The sequence below is a fragment of the Delftia sp. BGA-UO-ETr-SB1 genome (assembly GCF_059567865.1).
This window is the reverse complement of the sequence record NZ_JCAQOW010000004.1, coordinates 177,950-195,733: the sequence shown is the minus strand read 5'-3', so window position 1 is coordinate 195,733 and position 17,784 is coordinate 177,950. Positions and strand designations below refer to the sequence as shown.

The window sequence follows — 17,784 nt, the reverse complement described above, 5'->3', positions numbered from 1 at the left end:
GTGTCTCCCCAGCCCCCCACCCCCTCCATGACGGTTTCCTTCTCGGCCATTCAGCCCGGTCTCAAGCTTGCGGACCAGGTTGCCCGGCAGCTGGAGGCGCGCATCCGCGCCGGCAATCTGCAGCCGGGGCAGAAGCTGCCGACCGAGGCCGAGCTCGTGCAGCAGCTCGAGGTCAGCCGCACCGTGGTGCGCGAGGCGGTGTCCCAGCTCAAGTCGCGCAACCTGGTGGAATCGCGCCAGGGCAGCGGCGTGTTCGTGAAGGCGGCAGGCATAGAGCCACTGGACTTCGAAGGCCTGCCTGCGGCTGGCAGGAATGCGCTGATCCAGATCACCGAGGTGCGGCGCGCGCTGGAGGCCGAGGTGGCCGAGCTCGCGGCGCGGCGGCGCAGCGAAGAGGACATGCAGCGCATCCACGATGCGGAGAGCGCCCTGGCCGAGGCCGTGCGGCTGGGCCGTGATGGCGTGGAGGAGGACATGGCGTTTCACCGCGCCATTGCCCAGGCTTCGGGCAACCCGTTCCTGATCAGCACGCTGGACTACCTGTCGCAGTTCCTGCGCGGCGCCATGCGCATCACGCGCGCCAACGAGGCGCGGCGCGAGGACTTCGGCAAGGCCGTGGAACGCGAGCACCACAGCATCGTGCTGGCCATCGAGGCCGGCGACCCCAAGGCCGCGCGCAAGGCCGCCGCCACGCACATGGGCAACGCCATAGACCGCATCCACCGCGCCGACGCCAGCTTCTGGGAGCAGGACGGCGAACGCCTGGCCCGCGACATCCTGGCCGCCAAGCCCTGAACCACCGAAACCACCCCTTGGCGCATGGCCAAGGGTTTCCACCTTGTTTGGGTTTTTGCGCAAAATTTGTATGATGACCTGATGACAATATCAGTCACACCTCTTTTTGCACCCCGCACACCTGGCCTTTGCCTGGGCGTTCACCCATGAGCGACGAATCCCGCATCCGCGAGCAGATCTGCGCCACCGGCGCCAGCCTCTTCCAGCGCGGCTACACCGTCGGCGCTGCCGGCAACATCAGCGCGCGCCTGCATGACGGCTGGCTGATCACCCCCACCGACGCCTGCCTGGGCAGGCTCGACCCGGCCGAGCTGTCCAAGGTCGATGCCAGCGGGCAGTGGGTCAGCGGCGCCAAGCCCTCCAAGACCCTGGTCCTGCATCGGGGCATCTACGGCAATGACGGCGAGGCGCGCGCCGTCATCCACACGCATTCCACCCATCTCGTGGCGCTGACGCTGTCCGGAGTCTGGCGCGAGGACGAGGTGCTGCCGCCCATCACCCCCTACCAGGTCATGAAGGTGGGCCGCATCCCGCTGATCCGCTACCGCCGCCCCGGCGACCCGCAGGCCGCCGCCGAGGTGGCCGCGCTGGCCGGCCAGGTGCGCGGCGCCTTGTTCGAGCGCCTGGGCCCCGTGGTCTGGGAACGCTCGGTGGAGCAGGCCAGCCATGTGCTGGAAGAGCTGGAGGAAACCGCAAGGCTCTGGCTCATGACCCATCCCCGGCCGCAGCCCCTGGACGCGGCCGCCATCGACGAGCTGCGCACCACCTTCGGGGCGCGCTACTGATTTGCACCGCGGCGCCCACGGCCGCATTCCACCACCCAGCCCATCCACAGCCGCGCAGCCGCCAGGCGGCGCACCAAGCGGCGAATCAAGCGGCGAACCCAAGGGAGACTTGAAATGACGACAACGGATATCGCATCCGGCCAGGCCGGGGCCCACCCTGCCCAGGCCGACTCTCCGGAGACGGCGCGCGCCTACGCCAAGGTGTTCTGGCGCCTCGTGCCGTTCCTGATGCTGTGCTATGTGATCGCCTACCTCGATCGCGTGAACGTGGGCTTTGCCAAGCTGCAGATGTCCCAGGACCTGGGCTTCAGCGAGACCGTGTTCGGCCTGGGCGCAGGCGTGTTCTTCATCGGCTACTTCCTCTTCGAGGTGCCCAGCAACCTGCTCATGCACCGCCTGGGCGCGCGCGTCTGGATCGCCCGCATCATGATCACCTGGGGCATTCTGTCGGCCATGTTCATGTATGTGGAAACGCCCACGGGCTTCTACATCCTGCGCTTTCTGCTGGGCCTGGCCGAGGCGGGCTTCTACCCCGGCGTGATCCTGTACCTGACCTACTGGTACCCGGCCCACCGGCGCGCCAAGATCGTGGCGCTGTTCATGTCGGCCATCCCCGTGGCCGGCATCTTCGGCAACCCGCTGTCGGGCTGGATCATGCAGGCCTTCCACGGCGACCATGGCCTGCACGGCTGGCAGTGGATGTTCCTGATCGAGGCCATCCCGGCCCTGGTGATCGGCGTGGTGACCATCTTCTATCTGGACAACGGCATCTCCAGCGCCAAGTGGCTGACGGCCACCGAAAAGCAGCTGCTGGCGCGCGAGATCGAGCTGGACCAGCAGCACTCAGGCGCCCAGAAGCATTCGCTCAAGGCCGTTTTCGCCGACCGCCGCGTCTGGTGGATGTGCCTGATCTACTTCGCCTTTGTCGCCGGCCAGTACGGCCTGACCTTCTGGATGCCCACGCTGATCAAGTCCACGGGCGTCACGGGCGCGCTGAACATCGGCCTGCTCAGTGCCATCCCCTTCCTGTGCGCCATCGTGGTGATGAACCTCATGGGCCACAGCGCCGACAAGCGCCGCGAGCGCCGCTGGCACCTGATCGTGCCCGCGCTGATGGGCGCCGTGGGCTTTGCGATGACGGCCTTCTTCGCCGACAACACCGTTCTTTCCCTGATCTTCCTGTCGCTGGCCGCAGCCGGCGTGCTGACCTGCGCGCCGCTGTTCTGGTCTCTGCCCACGGCATTTCTGTCGGGCACGGCGGCGGCGGCGGGCATTGCCATCGTCAACTCGGTCGGCAACCTCGCGGGCTTCGCCAGCCCTTACATGATCGGCTACCTCAAGGACCTGACCCAGTCCACGCAGGCCGGCATGTTCGTGCTGGCGGGAGTGCTCGTGGTGGGCGCCATCGCGGTCTGGCTCACCCCCGCAAAGATGGTCAACCGCTGACCGGTCTTTCTTCCCATCCTTCAAGCTCCAAGCCCCAAGACACATGAAAGTACTGATCACCGGCGGCGCCGGATTCCTGGGCCAGCGCCTGGCCCGCAAACTGCTCGAACAGGGCGCGCTGACGCTGGCCGGCACCCGCTGGCCCATCCACCAGATCGACCTCCTCGACGTGGTGGCCACCCACGCCATTGACGACACGCGCGTGCGCTCCCTGGTGGGCGACATTGCCGACCCGCAGGTGCTGCGCGGCGCCATAGACCAGGACACGGCCGTGATCTTCCATCTGGCCGCCGTGGTCAGCGGCCAGGCCGAGGCCGACTTCGACCTGGGCATGCGCATCAACCTCGATGCCTCGCGCGCCCTGCTGGAGACCTGCCGCGCCGTGGGCCACATGCCGCGCGTGGTCTTCACCAGCTCGGTGGCCGTCTACGGGGGCGAGCTGCCCGACACCGTGCTGGACGGCACGGCCCTGAACCCGCAGTCCTCCTACGGCACGCAAAAAGCCATTGCCGAGCTGCTGCTGGCCGACTACACGCGGCGCGGCTTTGTCGACGGCCGCGTGCTGCGCCTGCCCACGATCAGCGTGCGCCCGGGCCGGCCCAATGCGGCCGCCTCGTCGTTTGCCAGCGGCATCATCCGCGAGCCCCTCAACGGCGAGGCGGCCAACTGCCCCGTGGGTGCCACCACGCGCCTGTGGCTGCTGTCGCCACGCCGCGCCGTCGAGGCCCTGGTCGCAGGCTGCGAACTCGATGCCAGCGCCGTCGCCGACCGCCGCCCCATCAACCTGCCTGGCGTGTCCGTCAGCGCAGGCGACATGGTGCGCGCGCTGCGCGAAGTGGCTGGCGACGAAGTGGCCAACCGCGTGAGCTGGCAGCCCGACGACAAGGTCGAGCGCATCGTCGGCAGCTGGCCCGGCCGCTGGGATACCGCGCGCGCCAACCAGCTGGGCCTGCGCGGCGACGAGGACTTTGCGGCCATCGTGCGCGCCTACATCGCCGATGACCTGACACCGGCCAAGCCATGAGCAACGGCACCTCCACACCACAGCCCGCAGCACGCGCCGTCGGCGTGATCGGCCTGGGCGCCATGGGCGCCGGCATGGCGCAAAGCCTGCGCCGCGCCGGCCACCACGTGCATGTCCATGACATCCGCCCCGAGGCCGCAGCCGCCTTCGCCGCCGAAGGTGGCACGGCCTGCGCCACGCTGGCCGACATGGCCGCCGCTTGCCGCATCATCGTCAGCGTGGTGGTCAACGCCCAGCAGACCGAGGCCGTGCTGTTCGGCGAAGGCGGCATCGCCCCCGCGCTGCAGCCCGGCTCCGTCTTCGTCATGTGCTCCACCGTGGACCCCAACTGGTCCGTGGCGCTGGAGGCCAGGCTGCAGGCGCAGGGCGTGCACTACATCGACGCGCCCATCTCGGGCGGCGCGGCCAAAGCCGCGTCGGGCCAGATGACCATGATGACGGCAGGCCGTCCCGAGGCCTATGCCGCCTGCGAAGGCGTGCTCGACGCCATGGCCGCCAAGGTCTACCGCCTGGGCGACAGCGCGGGCGCGGGCAGCAAGGTCAAGATCATCAACCAGCTGCTGGCCGGCGTGCACATCGCGGCAGCGGCCGAGGCCATGGCCCTGGGCCTGCGCGAAGGCGTCGATGCCGCCGCGCTCTACGAGGTCATCACCCACAGCGCCGGCAACAGCTGGATGTTCGAGAACCGCATGGCCCACGTGCTGGCCGGCGACTACACCCCGCTGTCGGCCGTGGACATCTTCGTCAAGGACCTGGGCCTGGTGCTGGACACCGCGCGCCACAGCAAATTCCCGCTGCCCCTGGCCTCCACGGCCCACCAGATGTTCATGCAGGCATCCACCGCCGGCCATGGCCGCGAGGACGACAGCGCCGTCATCAAGATCTTCCCGGGCATCACCCTGCCCCAGGCTCCATCGGAATCCCCATGACCCTTCTTCTGGGCTGCATAGCCGACGACTTCACGGGCGCCACCGATCTGGCGAACAACCTGGTGCGCGCAGGCATGCGCGTGGTGCAAAGCATTGGCGTGCCTGCCGGCCCGGTGGACGAGGGCGTGGACGCCGTCGTTGTCGCGCTCAAGTCACGCACCATCGCGCCGGCCGACGCCATTGCGCAATCGCTGCAGGCCCTCGAATGGCTGCAGGCTCAGGGCGCCAATGGCCGCGCGCCGCAGATCTACTTCAAGTACTGCTCCACCTTCGACAGCACGCCGCAGGGCAACATCGGCCCCGTGACCGATGCGCTGATGGACGCGCTGGGCTGTGGCTTCACCATCGCCACACCGGCCTTCCCCGACAACCAGCGCACCGTCTTCAAGGGCCACCTGTTCGTGGGCGATGTGCTGCTCAGCGACAGCGGCATGCGCAACCATCCGCTCACCCCCATGACCGATGCCAACCTGGTGCGCGTGCTGCAGGCGCAGACAGGGCGCAAGGTGGGGCTGATCGACCATGTGGCCGTCGCGCAGGGCGAGGCCGCCATCCGCGCGCGCATCGCCGCACTCCAGGCCGAGGGCGTGGGCATGGCCGTGGTCGATGCCGTCTCCAACGACGACCTGCTGCGCCTGGGCCCGGCCCTGGCCGGCATGCCGCTTGTCACGGCGGGCTCGGGCGTGGCCATCGGCCTGCCCGCGAACTTCGGCATCCAGCCCACGGCCCAGGCCGCTGCCCTGCCAACCGCCACCGGCCTGCAGGCGGTCGTCTCGGGCAGTTGCTCGGTAGCCACCAATGCACAGGTGGCGCACTTCATCGCTTCGGGGCGCCCTGCCCTGGCGCTGGAGCCCCTGCGCATCGCCGCCGGCGAGGACGAAGCCGGCAAGGCCCTGGCCTGGGCCCGCCAGCACATCGCCAGCGGCCCGGTGCTGGTCTACTCCACGGCCGAATCCTCGGCCGTCAAGGCCGTGCAGGGCCGCCTGGGCGTGGAGCAGGCTGGCGCCCTGGTCGAACAGACCATCGCCGCCATCGCCCGGGGGCTGGTCGAGATGGGCGTGCGCCAGCTCGTCGTGGCCGGTGGCGAAACCTCGGGCGCCTGCGTGCAGGCGCTGGGCATCGAGCAGATGCGCATAGGGCCGCAGATCGACCCTGGCGTGCCCTGGTGCCATGCCGCCTCGCCCCTGGCGCCGCAGGGCCTGCACCTCACGCTCAAGTCCGGCAACTTCGGCACCACGGACTTCTTCACCAAGGCCTTCGGCGCGTTGCAGCGCGCCTGATGCCACACTCAGCCTCCGTTTTCAGGAAAGCCTTCATGCCCCGTTTCGCCGCCAACCTGTCCATGCTCTACAACGACCTGGACTTTCTTGACCGCTTCGAGGCCGCCGCGCGCGACGGCTTCCAGGCCGTCGAATACCTGTTTCCCTACGACTTCGCCCCCGAGCAACTGGCCCGCCGCCTGCAGGACCACGGCCTGCAGCAGGTGCTGTTCAACGCCCCGCCCGGCGACTGGAACGCGGGCGAGCGCGGCCTGGCCTGCATTCCCGGGCGCGAGGCGGAATTCGCCCAGGGCATGGAACGCGCCGTGGCCTACGCCCAGGCCCTGGGCTGCCCGCGAATCCACGTCATGGCCGGGCTCAAGCTCGCAGGCGCCAGCGATGACATCCTGCGCGCAACCTACATCGCCAACGTGAGCCACGCCGCACGGCTGGCCGCGCCCCACGGCATCGCCATCCTGCTGGAGCCCATCAACGGCCGCGACATGCCCGGCTTCTTCCTGAGCCGCCAGGACCAGGCCCATGCGCTGCTGGCCGACATTGCCGAGCCCAATGTCCAGGTCCAGATGGACCTCTACCACTGCCAGATCGTCGAGGGAGACCTCGCCATGAAGATCCGCCAGTACCTGCCCACGGGCCGCGTGGGGCATGTGCAGATCGCAGGCGTGCCCGAACGCCACGAACCCGACGTCGGCGAGGTCAACTACCCCTACCTGTTCCGCCTGCTGGACCAGCTGGGCTACGACGGCTGGATAGGCTGCGAATACCGCCCCGCGCGCGGCGCGGCGGCACACGCCACCAGCGAAGGGCTGGGGTGGATGAAGGAGTGGCCGTAGCTGTAGCGTCTGCTGCGGCAGCCCGTCATCCGCCAGGCACGGGAGGACGGGGCGGATAGCTGTCCTGCGTATCCGCCGCCTGCGTTCAGGAGTACTCCAGATCGCTGTGCTTGCCGACCACCAGCCGGCCGGCCGACAGCGACATCATCAGCAGCGCAATCGCCTCATGCATGATCAGCGTGTGCGTGTTGCCGGTCTCCACCATCTTGCTGCGCAGCGATTCGCGCACCTGCAGGGAGCCGGTCACGTCGATGATGATGTCCACCGCCGCGTCCACCAGTTCCATGAACCGGGTGGTGACCGGCACGCCGCGCGCGCGTGCCAGTGCGATGCCGGGCTGGTTCAAATCCAGGTCGGCCACCCCAAGCAACTGCACGAAGGGCGCGTCCAGCAATTGCTGCAGCAAGGGAGTGCCGGTCTGCCCCGCACCAATGACCACGATCCGGAAGGTTTGCATAGGTTGAATCCTTTTTTCCATGTTGGAAGTACGGTCCCATCATAGAAATGCCTTTGGCAGTGCATATCGCTGCGCAGCGGATGGAATGGGTTTGTATGACCCAGGTCAAATCCGGTGTCCAGGTCCAGATGGACCTCTACCACTGCCAGATCGTCGAGGGAGACCTCGCCATGAAGATCCGCCAGTACCTGCCCACGGGCCGCGTGGGGCATGTGCAGATCGCAGGCGTGCCCGAACGCCACGAACCCGACGTCGGCGAGGTCAACTACCCCTGCCTTTTCCGCCTGCTGGACCTGCTGGGCTACGACGGCTGGATAGGCTGCGAATACCGCCCCGCGCGCGGTGCGGCGGCGCACGCTACCAGCAAGGGGCTGGGTTGGATGAAGGATTGGCTGTAGGCCACGTTCCCCGCCCTCAACGCAACCACCTGCGCAGCGTGCGTCTGGTCGTGGACCTGAAACCGGCGACATCCAGCAACGCATGGACTACGACGCCTGGAGCCGCGTGGCCCACGACAGCAACCTGGGTTGACTCCAAACCAGTGGTGGCTTGGAACTGCGGTTAGGTGCACGGCCACGGTCCATTTCGCGCTCGAATTTTTAGACTATGAGCCGTCCTTGCCAGCAATGGAAATTGTTCAGATACAATCCCAAATCCATATGTAACACATCGTAAAACAAGGGAAGCTATGAAAATAATTCACAGATACGGCCGGCGGATCCTGTTTGCCCTGTTCGTTGCCACCGCCTTGGCGGGCTGCGGCACTCCCACAGGCCTTACGATTGACTACGCACCAAGCTCTACCAAGACCGCTCAAGGCAGTCTTGCTGTCGGCGAGTTTACATATTCAGCTGTAGACCCAAAGACATCCAAGCCCATGCCTCCGGATGTGATACGTAACACAGCTATGGGTGAAATAAAACTGGATCGCGACGTATCGAAATTTATCCGAGATGCTGTTTTTGTTGAACTCCGTTTTGTTGGCATAAATACCAGTTCGGGCGGGAAAGTACTGACCGGAGACATTCAAGATTTCTTCATTGATGACCTAGGCTACAGCATCGATTGGACTTACAAAGTCAATTACACCGTAAAAGAAGAAACCTCAGGAAATATCGTATATGCAGCAGTCAAAAACATTCAACGCAAGACCAATAAATTTGGTAATGCTCTTGGCGTGCTGAAGGAAAATATCAAAATGAGTGTCGAAGAGCTGATTGAAGATCCTGATTTTTTGAAATCAATCAAATGATCAACCATCCGACAGAAGTCGGCTCGAAAATACACCACGCCAATCCGATCTTCAAGCATTTCGTTTGAAGCTCGCTCATAAAAAAACCCGCCGGCTTCGTGGCCCGGCGGGTTTTCTCAGGAGAACAACAGCAGGTGCTGTTATTGCCGTACCGGAACTTGTTCCGTGTACTCGCGCAGCACACCGCCGCCTTCGACGGAGCCGCTGACCTGGCCGTCCTTGACACGCTCCACGCAGGAGCGGCGGTCGCCTTCATTCTTGAAGACATCGCAGCGGGCCACGGCATTGCGCTGGAAGTGGTCGCCCGACTGGACGCCGCCTCGGCGCGATTGCTCCTGGACGGCGGCAGCCTCGTGCTGGGCAGGGTCGCGGCGGTCATAGCCGCGCTTGGCGGGCCCCTTGGGCTCGGCATGCTTCTTGTGGTGGTGATGGGGCTTGGCCTTTTCCGCAGCGGGCGGCGGGGGCGGCATGCCATCGGGGCCAGGGGCGGGCTGGGCAGTGGCCAGTCCGGCCATGCCAAGCACGGCGGCGCCAATACACAGCTGCAGGGGACGAATCCATGGGTTTTTCATAGCTTCACTCCATTCCTCGTGAAAAAAGTCAAGGCCCAAGCATGCGTGTTTTTCAGCTCCCCATTTATCGGTACAGCGCGGCTGCGCATGCAGGCCATGGCCTACAGCTTGCCGTGCCCCCTGCAGGCGGCCCCTGACCTGGGTCAAGCCTGGTGCGCAAACCAGCGCTGCACGCCTTCGGCCATGAGTGCGAAGACGCTGTCCAGCGTGGGCACCTCGGCGCCCCACAGGGCGCGCAGCACCTCGGCGTTCTCGAACAGGCCGTGCCAGTAGCAGCCGGCGATGCGGCCATCGGGGCTGTGCCACAGCAGACCGGGCACGGGCTCGGCCACGGCACTGCCAGCGGCCACCATGTCGGGGCGCACGCTGGTCTGGCCGTGGTGGATTTCATAGACCTGTGCCTGCACGCCAGACAGCGGCGCCAGCGCACCCGGCAGCGGCGGCAATTGCACGCTGGCGGGCAGCACGGTCTTGTCGGGCGCGAACAGGGTCGTCAGCGGCAGAAGGCCCAGGCCGGCTGCGTTGCCGTCCACGCCATGCAGGTCGATCAGCGCCTCTCCCAGCATCTGCAGGCCGCCGCAGATGCCCAGCACCTGCCGGCCTGTCGCAGCGTGTGCAGCAACGGCGGCATCCAGGCCCTGGGTCCGCATCCAGGCCAGATCGGCGGCGGTGGCCTTGGAGCCGGGCAGGATGATCCAGTCGGCGCCTGCCAGCTGGGCCGGCGTGCGCGCCCAGACCACGCGCAGGCCCGGCACCTGCAGCAGGGGCTGGAATTCGTCGAGGTTGCTGATGCGCGGGTAGGCAATGATGGCGATGGTGGTGTGCACGGCGCGCCCCGCCCCTCCTCCAGAGCCACGGTCGTCAAAGACGCCATCCTCCTCCGGCAGGCCATGCTGGAACTGCATGGGGATGGTGGCCACGGTGGGCACGCCGGTGCGCTCCTGCAGCATCTGCGGGGCGGGTGCCAACAGGATGGCGTCGCCCCGGAACTTGTTGAGCACGAAGCCGCGGATCAGCGCCTGTTCTTCCGGCGGCAGCAGGGCCCAGGTGCCGTAGAGGTGGGCGAAGGCGCCGCCCCGGTCGATGTCGGACACCAGCAGGCAATACGCGCCGCAGTGGCGCGCCACGCGCATGTTGACGACGTCGCTGGCATGCAGGTTGATTTCTGCGGGAGAGCCGGCGCCTTCGATGACGACCACATCGTTGTCGGCGCGCAGGCTGTCCAGCGCCTCGGCGATCTGCGGCCAGACGCGGGCGCTGCGGCCGCGCCAGGGCAAGGCCGAGAGTTCCTCGCTGACCCGGCCCAGCAGCACGACCTGGCTGCGCATGTCTGCCTCGGGCTTGAGCAGCAGCGGGTTCATGCGCACATCGGGCGCGCAGCCTGCGGCCAGGGCCTGCAGGTACTGGGCCGTGCCGATCTCGCCCCAGGCACCGCCCGGCGCGGAGACCACGCGCGCGTTGTTGCTCATGTTCTGCGCCTTGAAGGGCGCCACCTTGTAGCCCTGCGCGCGGTACCAGGCGCACAGCGCGGTGGCGACCCAGCTCTTGCCGGCGCCGCTGCTGGTGCCCAGCACCATCACGCACAGCGCGGGGCGCTGGCCGGGCCTGGGCAGGGGCAGATTCACGGCGGCGGGTTCATTCGATTGCATGGTGTTTCTCCATTGGCTGCCAGGCGACCAGCAAGGCGTTCTGGGATGCGGGCGCCAGCACGCCCATGCGCACGCAGCCGGGCAGGCCGAAGCTGTCGCAGTCGCGCAGCTTGATGCCCTGCGCGCGCAGTTGGGCCAGACGCGTCTGCATGGCATCGCCCTGCTGGGCTTGCGGCCAGCGCGCCACAAAGTAATTGGCCTGCGAGCCGGGCAGTACCTGCCAGCCCAGGCGCTGCACCAGATCGATCTGTTGCGCCTTCCAATCGCGCAGCCGTTGCAGGCTTTGCGCCAGCCATTGCCGGGTGGCCGGTGCGGTCCAGGCGGTGAGCATGGCCTCGCCATGGGCGCCCACGGGCCAGGATGGTGACAGGGCGCGCAAGGCCTCGATCTCGTCGTGCGGCACGGCTTCGGGCGCAATGGCGTAGGCCGCGCGCACGCCGGTCATGCCCAGGGCCTTGTTGGGGGTCCACATCTGCCAGGCATCGCGCACCTGGGAGGGCACGGCGGGTTCCATGCCCGGCTCCAGTCTGAGGGGCGCATAGGCGCAGTCGATCACGCGCCAGGTGCCGGGCGGTGCGGGCTCGCTCCACAGGGGCCAGACGTCCTCGGGCTGGCCCAGAGGGCTCGATGGCGCGCAGGCCCAGTGCAGGCCGGGGCCGGCCTCGGTGATGCCGTCGCGCGCGGCCTGGCGCAGGCGCCAGACCTGGGCCGCGTGGGCGTAGTCGCCGTAATGGTGGGCCGGCAGGCTGGCGACGGCCGCGCCCTCGCGCGCTGCATGCATGGTGATGCGGTGGATGAAGTCGCTGGCGCTGGCCGCGATGACGATGCGCTCGGCCGGCACGCCATGAAAGTCCGCCAGCCGTGCGCGCAACGCCGTGTAGTGCGGGTCCGGGTACTGGGCCGCGTGGGCCTGGGCCAGCATGTCCAGCGCTTGCGGGCAAGGTCCGCAGGCATTGCGGTTGGTGGAGAAATCGTGCGCGGGCACGCCCAGCGCGTCCGTGCCGCCGTGGGTGACTGGGATCGGTTTCATGGTGTCTTTCCTGCCATCGCCCATCCAAGGACCAGGGCGGCGGCCAGCCCTGCAGCCACCAGCATGGCGACCACGCGGCCCGCATGCGCCACGGCCTGCTGCAGGTCGACCGCCTGCGGCACGCGGCCTGCGGGGTTGAGCACATAGACGCCGGGCTTGCCCAGGCGCACGCCCAGCAGCCTTGCCATAGCGCCCATGGGCCAGCCGCCGTTGGGCGACGGGGTGATGCGCGCGTCCTGGCGCAACGCACCCCAGCCTGGCCGCCGGCCAGCGGCCAGGCCGGACAAGGCCAGCAGCAAGGCGGTCAGGCGCGCCGGTATCCAGTTGAGCAGGTCATCGGCACGCGCCGTCCATTTGCCGGCCCATTGCCAGTGGCGCCGGTCATCGCCCTGCCCGCGCCAGCCCGGGTAGCCCCACATGGCATCGGCCGTATTGGCAAAGCGGTAGAGGGCCGCGCCCGGCAGGCCGGCCACGGCAAACCAGAACAGCGGCGCCAGCACCGAGTCGCTGAGGTTCTCGGCCAGGGTTTCGATGGCGCTTTCGCGCACCTGGCCTGCGTCCAGCTGCGCCGTGTCCCGGCTGACCAGCCAGGTCAGCCGCTCGCGGCCTGCGGGCAGGGATTGCTGCAGTGCGGCTTCCACGGCCAGCACCTCGTCGCGCAGCATGCGCCAGGACAAAAGCGGCTTGAGCAGCACGCCCAGCACCAGGGCGCCCAGCCACCATGGCATGGGCGGCAGCAGCCACTGGATGAACGCGTAGATGGCGAAGAACAGCAGAGCCAGCAGGCACCAGGCGATTGCGCCCAGCGCAAAGCGTGGCCAGTCGCGCACATGTTCTTCGCGTGGGGCAATTCTTCGCCCAACCGCACCCAGCAGCCGGCCCATGGCGACCACGGGGTGCATCCACACGGGCGGCTCGCCCCAGAGCCGGTCGATCAGCAGGGCCACGGGGATGGCCAGCGCGGCGGCCAGGGCGTGGCGCGCCCAGGGTTCGGCTTGGACCTGGGCCTGCGGCTGCGACAGCGCCTGCCAGCACCACCACAGCGGGCTGAGCGCGGCGCCCAGCAGTTGCCAGGAAGGACTGTCGCTCATGCCTTCGGTTGTGGGGCGGCGGCGCGCTGGCCCCAGAAGTCGTCGTAGAGCATGTCCTGCAGCGGTGCGCGGCTGGCCCACTTTTGCTGCTGCAGCATGGGCTCGGCATAGTAGGCCGACACGGGGCCCAGGCACAGCACGGCCAGCGGCCGGCTGCCCACGGGCATTTGCAGCAGCGCGGCCAGCACCTCGGGATCGAACAGCGAGACCCAGCCCAGCCCCAGCCCCTCGGCACGCGCGGCCAGCCACATGTTCTGGATGGCGCAGGCGGCCGAGGCCACGTCCATCTCGGGCAGGGTGCGGCGGCCGAAGACATGGGCCTCGCGCCCTGGCGGCATGGCCACGACCAGTACTTCGGCCGCATCCAGCACGCCCTGGACCTTGAGCTGCATGAAGTCTTCCTCGCGCTCTCCCAGCGCACGCGCGGTCTGCAGGCGTTCCTGCTCGATCACGGCATGGATCTCCTGGCGCAATTGCGCATCGCGCACGCGGATGAAGCGCCAGGGCTGCATGAAGCCGACGCTGGGCGCATGGTGGGCGGCGCGCAGCAGGCGCAGCAGCACCTCGGGCGCGACCTCGCCGCCGCAGAAGTGGCGCATGTCGCGCCGCTCATGGATGGCGCGGTAGACGGCTGCCCGCTCGGCCTCGGCAAAGGGTTGGGCGGGAATGGTCTCTGGCGCCCGGGATTGCGTTTCGCTGCTCATGCCGCCATTGTCCGCCGCAGGCCGGGCCTGCGGGCGGCATCAGTCCTCAATACCACGCTGGGCGGGAATGCCGGCCTGGAAGGCGTGCTTGACCAGTTCCATGCGCGTGACGGTATCAGCCAGGGCAATGATTTCCTCGGGGCAGCGGCGGCCCGTGAGCATGACGTGCACATGGCGCGGGCGGTCGGCCAGGGCCTGCAGCACAGGCTCCAGCGGCAGCCAGCCATAGATCAGCGGATAGGTGATTTCGTCGAGCACGACCAGAAAGTGATCACCCGAGAGGATGGCGGTGCGGGCGCGCTCCCAGCCCTCGCGCGCGATCTGGGCCGACCGCTCATGGTCCTGGCTCTTCCAGCTGAAGCCGTCGCCCAGTCCCTCGATGGGCATGCCCAGCTGCTCGAACATGCGGTGCTCGCCAAAGCGCGCCGTGGGCACCTTCATGAACTGGAAGATCTTGACGGACTTGCCCCGGCCATGCGCGCGCAGGGCCAGGCCGAAAGCCGCCGTGCTCTTGCCCTTGCCGTCGCCGGTGTTCACCAGCACCAGGCCACGGCGTTCACCTTCGGGCTTTTCATAGGGCTTTTCCGTCGGGGCCTGTTCGATCTGCATGGGTCTGTCATCCTCAAAAGTTGCACGCGCTGCGGCGGCCATGCGCCGCAGCGGAGCGCCACTTTAACCGAGGCGGACGCCCAGCCGGCGCTGCAGGGCACGCACGGCGCTGTCCACCGTGGTGAGCACGGGCAGGCCCGTGGCGGCCTCGCAGGCGGCGCGGGCACGCGCCATGCTGAACTGGGCCAGTGCAATGCGCGTGCAGCCACGCGCAGCCAGTGCCTTGGCCTGCTCGACCACCAGGCGGTCATGCGTGGCGGTGTCGCCCCGGTTGAGCGCGTCCATGGCGCCATCGGCCAGGGCGGGCACGAGTTCGATGCCGGCCGGAAACTCCGGCGGCATGGACTGCAGCGTGGGCCCGAAGCTGGAGATCAAACCCAAGGCACCCTGCTGGCCCTGCACGGCCTCCTCGATCATGGCCTCGTTGGGCTTGAGCACGGGCAGCGGCGCATGGCGCGCGGCCACGGCCTCGATGCATGGGCCAAAGGCCGAGCAGGTGAACAAGATCCCCTGCGCGCCCGTGTCCACGGCGTACTGCGCCAGGCGCTGGAAACGCTCGTGCATGGCGGCGTCCAGCCCGCGCCCGTTGCGCGCCAGGTCGGCCGAGAGGCTGTCGTCCAGCAGGTTCATGCGAACCGCCTCGGGCCAGTCGCGCGCAAAGGCTTCGTTGATGGGAGCGACGGAGTGGCTGAGGGCGTGGATGAGGGCGATGCGGGTCATGGATTGGGGGAGTCTGAAATGGAACGGAATTATTGGGGCGCCAGCCGGGTGAACTGGGAGCGCGGCAGCAGGCGCTTGAAATCGGCATCAAAGCTGACCACATGCTCGCCCTGGTGGATGGCGGCGGCAGCCAGCCAAGCGTCCGGCACGTCATTGGCGGCAAGCGCCTTGTCGGCGCACAGTTGCCTCAACGCCGGCCATTCGGCACCCAGCACGGCCTGCTCAACGCCGGGCGAGGCCAGCAACGCGTCGATGAAGCGCAAAGCCTCAGCCATGGGAGTCGGGTTGACGAAGATCTTCGGATGCGTGACCAGGCGCAGAAAGCTCGCCACCACCATGGGCTGCAATTTCAGCAGCACGCCCTGGCTGGCATCGGCCATGGCCTGCTCCAGCCAGTCGCGGGCCACCGAATGATGGGGGTGGTCGCTGCGCGATGCCGCAACCAGCAGGTTGACATCGGGCGTCATGGTTGATCCTGCTGATCGGCGGCATCCAGCAGCGCGCGGTTGCTCAGTGCGTCCAGCCCCGGTGCCAGTCCGCCCTTGCCGTGGTAGACGGGAAGGCGCACGCGCCGGGCAGGCGCCTGGGCCTTGCGCAAGCGCAATTGCAGGCCCTCCTCTATCAGGCGCGTCAGGCTGGTGTGCTGCTGTGCCGCATAGGTCTTTGCTTCGGTCAGCAATGCATCGTTGAGGTCAAGCGTGGTCTTCATGGCGCCCCCCAGAGCAGGAATTTCGTACAGATTTCTCGCACAGATCTTTCGTACAGATTTCTGTATGTTAGAAAAATTCTGCCGGCAGGGCAACCAAGCCGGCCTGCGCCCTTCAGATGCCCTTGGACGAGGAATGGGCGAAGGATGGGCGAAGGCATCATGCCCCTCACCACGCGGTCCACGATGGCCTTGACCTCGTCCCCGATACGCCTTCAGCGATTCAGGTGTTCCCTGCAGCCTTTCGCGCCGATGACGATGCCAGTCAGAGATTCATTGGCGTGTGTCATGGGCTCTGCACCCAGAGTGCCGATCTGCAGGATGACGTTGCGCCGCATTCCAGAGCCGGTATTCATGCCTCCGCCATGAAGCACCTTCGGGTGGATCGCCACGATCTGGCCTGGGTCACACTGCACCGTGACGGTGTTGGCCGGATCGGGACTGGGCCAGCTGCCATTCACCTTTTGCTGCTGCGCCTCCTGGTCGGAGATGCGATGAGTGCCCGCATCGAAGCAGGTGGCACCGCTCTCCACCGACATGCCATCCAGGCAGATCATCAGACGGACAAAGCTGGAATCCCTGGTGCAGAAATACCCATTGGGATAATCGCGGTGCCAGGAGATTGACCGTCCGAATCCGGGATTCTTGATGGTCACGTTCATGAAATGGACCACTGCCTCGTCCACGCCAAGAAGCGTTGTGGCCGCCGAGACAAGCGCGGCATCGTGAAGTGACTCTACGAAGACTTCATCAAAGCGGGCGGGATCTCCAACAATGAAGATCGAGTTTCCGGTAAGGGCCCCATCCAAGCCGGCGCGCTTGCTGGCCGACAGATTTTTCTCATACACCAACAGCTCGTCCAACGCCGGATCCAGTGTTCTGGCCTGCGCATTGCGCTGGATGGCTTCAACAGATGCCACCAAGCTGTCGAGAAGGCCCTTCTCCATGGGTCTTGGCCAGATGACAAATCCCTGCTGCTCAAACATCTCCAGTGCATCGGCAAGCATCGAAAAATTCCTCCACCCTCTTTTTTTGTGAAGCGCTATTCCACCCTGTTGGGGCAGAAAAAGAGATGTATCGCAGTCTGAAAATTCAGCATGCCAAGGCCGAAGCCGCCATTTGCGCCACAGCCAGCGCAGCGCCAGGATCGTCACCGTCTTCCATGCTCCAGACGGCAGACAGCCCCGACCAGGCCAGCACCCATTGCAGCAGGCGCCTTTGCTCCATGCCCGAGACTTCGGCAATGGTGGCCATGCGGTGCGCAAAGCGCCCCGGCGCCAGCGCGCTGGCGCGGTCGGGATTGCTCAGGATGTTGGCGTAGTCAAAGCCGCGCTCACCGTGCAGGCCCTTGGGGTCGATGGCCAGCCAGCCCAGGGGTCCGAAGTCCAGCACATTGCCGTGGTGAAGGTCGCCGTGCAGCACGGCCACGTCGCGCGGTGCGGCCAGCAGCTCGCGTGCCGTGGTGGCGCACAGGCCGAGCAGGCTGGTGGTTCCATGGCCTTGTGCAAGCAATGCATGGAACCACTGCGTCAGCGGCACCAGGGGTGGCAACGCCTTGGCGCGCGGTAGGTGCAGGCGCTTGGCAGCGGTGCACAGGATGCGCGTGGCCTCCTCATCGCGCGCGCCACGGGCCATGTCCACCAGCGATTCGGGTCCTGTGGCGCGCAGCATCAGCAGGGCCGGCCCTTCATGGGCCAGCACAGGCGCGGCACCATCGCCATTCCACCAGGCCATCAGGCGGGCGCCGGCCACCTCTTCGGGCTCCAGCGCAATCTTGAGCATGGCGGGCGCGCCGCCCTGGCGCACGGGCAGCAACACGCCGCGCGGCGTGGACAGGGGCTGGCCATCGATGGTCAGAGCCCAGCGGCTCAGATACGGCGCATGGAGAGACATTTTTTTCTA

At 67.1% G+C, this 17,784-nt stretch carries 20 protein-coding genes and 1 pseudogene; 9 read left to right on the top strand and 12 right to left on the bottom strand.

Features of this window, described 5'->3' with window-relative positions:
* Positions 1-27 precede the first annotated feature (27 nt).
* The 7 genes from AC57B5_RS01420 (at position 28) to otnI (ending at position 7,092) form a co-directional block, all read left to right on the top strand.
* Complete coding sequence (locus AC57B5_RS01420; protein ID WP_013803197.1) at positions 28-795, top strand: FadR/GntR family transcriptional regulator; 768 nt, start codon at positions 28-30, stop codon at positions 793-795.
* Positions 796-941: 146 nt separating this feature from the next.
* Entirely contained in the window at positions 942-1,580 is a 639-nt protein-coding gene (otnC, locus tag AC57B5_RS01415; RefSeq protein WP_097202816.1) for a 3-oxo-tetronate 4-phosphate decarboxylase, read from the top strand.
* A 114-nt stretch (positions 1,581-1,694) separates the two neighbouring features.
* A complete protein-coding gene (locus AC57B5_RS01410; RefSeq protein WP_492385357.1) occupies positions 1,695-3,026 on the top strand; it encodes an MFS transporter in 1,332 nt (443 codons plus the stop codon).
* A gap of 43 nt (positions 3,027-3,069) precedes the next feature.
* Positions 3,070-4,050, top strand: coding sequence for a D-erythronate dehydrogenase (gene denD, locus AC57B5_RS01405; protein ID WP_496398556.1), 981 nt, complete (start codon positions 3,070-3,072; stop codon positions 4,048-4,050).
* Positions 4,047-4,979: an L-threonate dehydrogenase gene (gene ltnD, locus AC57B5_RS01400; RefSeq protein ID WP_065347925.1), complete on the top strand. Its 933-nt coding sequence runs from the start codon at positions 4,047-4,049 to the stop codon at positions 4,977-4,979. Before denD ends, ltnD begins: the two co-directional genes overlap by 4 nt.
* Complete coding sequence (gene otnK, locus AC57B5_RS01395; protein ID WP_496398555.1) at positions 4,976-6,259, top strand: 3-oxo-tetronate kinase; 1,284 nt, start codon at positions 4,976-4,978, stop codon at positions 6,257-6,259. Before ltnD ends, otnK begins: the two co-directional genes overlap by 4 nt.
* A gap of 35 nt (positions 6,260-6,294) precedes the next feature.
* Entirely contained in the window at positions 6,295-7,092 is a 798-nt protein-coding gene (gene otnI / locus AC57B5_RS01390) for a 2-oxo-tetronate isomerase (protein ID WP_496398554.1), read from the top strand.
* 85 nt (positions 7,093-7,177) lie between these two features.
* Here otnI and AC57B5_RS01385 read toward each other — a convergent pair whose 3' ends face one another.
* Positions 7,178-7,549: a Gfo/Idh/MocA family oxidoreductase gene (locus AC57B5_RS01385; protein WP_486640118.1), complete on the bottom strand. Its 372-nt coding sequence runs from the start codon at positions 7,547-7,549 to the stop codon at positions 7,178-7,180.
* Positions 7,550-7,659: 110 nt separating this feature from the next.
* Between AC57B5_RS01385 and AC57B5_RS01380 the strand changes: the two are divergent.
* A pseudogene (locus tag AC57B5_RS01380) lies at positions 7,660-7,947 on the top strand (TIM barrel protein); the annotation flags it as partial.
* Between the two features lie 290 nt (positions 7,948-8,237).
* On the top strand, positions 8,238-8,801 hold the full coding sequence (locus AC57B5_RS01375) for a hypothetical protein (protein WP_013803205.1): 564 nt from the start codon (positions 8,238-8,240) through the stop codon (positions 8,799-8,801).
* A gap of 140 nt (positions 8,802-8,941) precedes the next feature.
* On the opposite strand, the gene AC57B5_RS01370 is transcribed toward AC57B5_RS01375, so the two are convergent.
* The 11 genes from AC57B5_RS01370 to AC57B5_RS01320 all read right to left on the bottom strand — a co-directional run bounded on the left by AC57B5_RS01370 (position 8,942) and on the right by AC57B5_RS01320 (position 17,775).
* Positions 8,942-9,373, bottom strand: a complete 432-nt coding sequence (locus AC57B5_RS01370) for a hypothetical protein (RefSeq protein WP_013803206.1) — start codon at positions 9,371-9,373, stop codon at positions 8,942-8,944.
* Between the two features lie 143 nt (positions 9,374-9,516).
* Positions 9,517-11,022, bottom strand: coding sequence for a cobyric acid synthase (locus AC57B5_RS01365; RefSeq protein ID WP_496398553.1), 1,506 nt, complete (start codon positions 11,020-11,022; stop codon positions 9,517-9,519).
* On the bottom strand, positions 11,009-12,052 hold the full coding sequence (locus tag AC57B5_RS01360) for an aminotransferase class I/II-fold pyridoxal phosphate-dependent enzyme (RefSeq protein ID WP_496398552.1): 1,044 nt from the start codon (positions 12,050-12,052) through the stop codon (positions 11,009-11,011). The genes AC57B5_RS01365 and AC57B5_RS01360 overlap by 14 nt, the downstream gene beginning before the upstream one ends.
* Positions 12,049-13,143, bottom strand: a complete 1,095-nt coding sequence (gene cbiB, locus AC57B5_RS01355) for an adenosylcobinamide-phosphate synthase CbiB (protein WP_496398551.1) — start codon at positions 13,141-13,143, stop codon at positions 12,049-12,051. Before cbiB ends, AC57B5_RS01360 begins: the two co-directional genes overlap by 4 nt.
* Positions 13,140-13,847, bottom strand: a complete 708-nt coding sequence (gene bluB / locus AC57B5_RS01350; RefSeq protein ID WP_496398550.1) for a 5,6-dimethylbenzimidazole synthase — start codon at positions 13,845-13,847, stop codon at positions 13,140-13,142. The genes cbiB and bluB overlap by 4 nt, the downstream gene beginning before the upstream one ends.
* Before the next feature lie 39 nt (positions 13,848-13,886).
* On the bottom strand, positions 13,887-14,456 hold the full coding sequence (gene cobO / locus AC57B5_RS01345; protein WP_496398549.1) for a cob(I)yrinic acid a,c-diamide adenosyltransferase: 570 nt from the start codon (positions 14,454-14,456) through the stop codon (positions 13,887-13,889).
* Between the two features lie 63 nt (positions 14,457-14,519).
* A complete protein-coding gene (locus AC57B5_RS01340) occupies positions 14,520-15,176 on the bottom strand; it encodes an aspartate/glutamate racemase family protein (RefSeq protein ID WP_496398548.1) in 657 nt (218 codons plus the stop codon).
* A 29-nt stretch (positions 15,177-15,205) separates the two neighbouring features.
* Positions 15,206-15,643, bottom strand: coding sequence for a TA system VapC family ribonuclease toxin (locus tag AC57B5_RS01335; protein ID WP_012204648.1), 438 nt, complete (start codon positions 15,641-15,643; stop codon positions 15,206-15,208).
* The gene (locus AC57B5_RS01330; RefSeq protein ID WP_012204647.1) at positions 15,640-15,885 is read right to left on the bottom strand and encodes a DUF6364 family protein; all 246 of its coding nucleotides are present in this window, start codon (positions 15,883-15,885) and stop codon (positions 15,640-15,642) included. Before AC57B5_RS01330 ends, AC57B5_RS01335 begins: the two co-directional genes overlap by 4 nt.
* Before the next feature lie 212 nt (positions 15,886-16,097).
* Positions 16,098-16,889 carry a phytanoyl-CoA dioxygenase family protein gene (locus AC57B5_RS01325; RefSeq protein WP_496398547.1) on the bottom strand — a complete coding sequence of 264 codons (792 nt, stop codon included), beginning with the start codon at positions 16,887-16,889 and terminating at the stop codon, positions 16,098-16,100.
* 85 nt (positions 16,890-16,974) lie between these two features.
* Positions 16,975-17,775, bottom strand: coding sequence for an aminoglycoside phosphotransferase family protein (locus AC57B5_RS01320; RefSeq protein ID WP_496398546.1), 801 nt, complete (start codon positions 17,773-17,775; stop codon positions 16,975-16,977).
* Between the last annotated feature and the right edge of the window lie 9 nt (positions 17,776-17,784).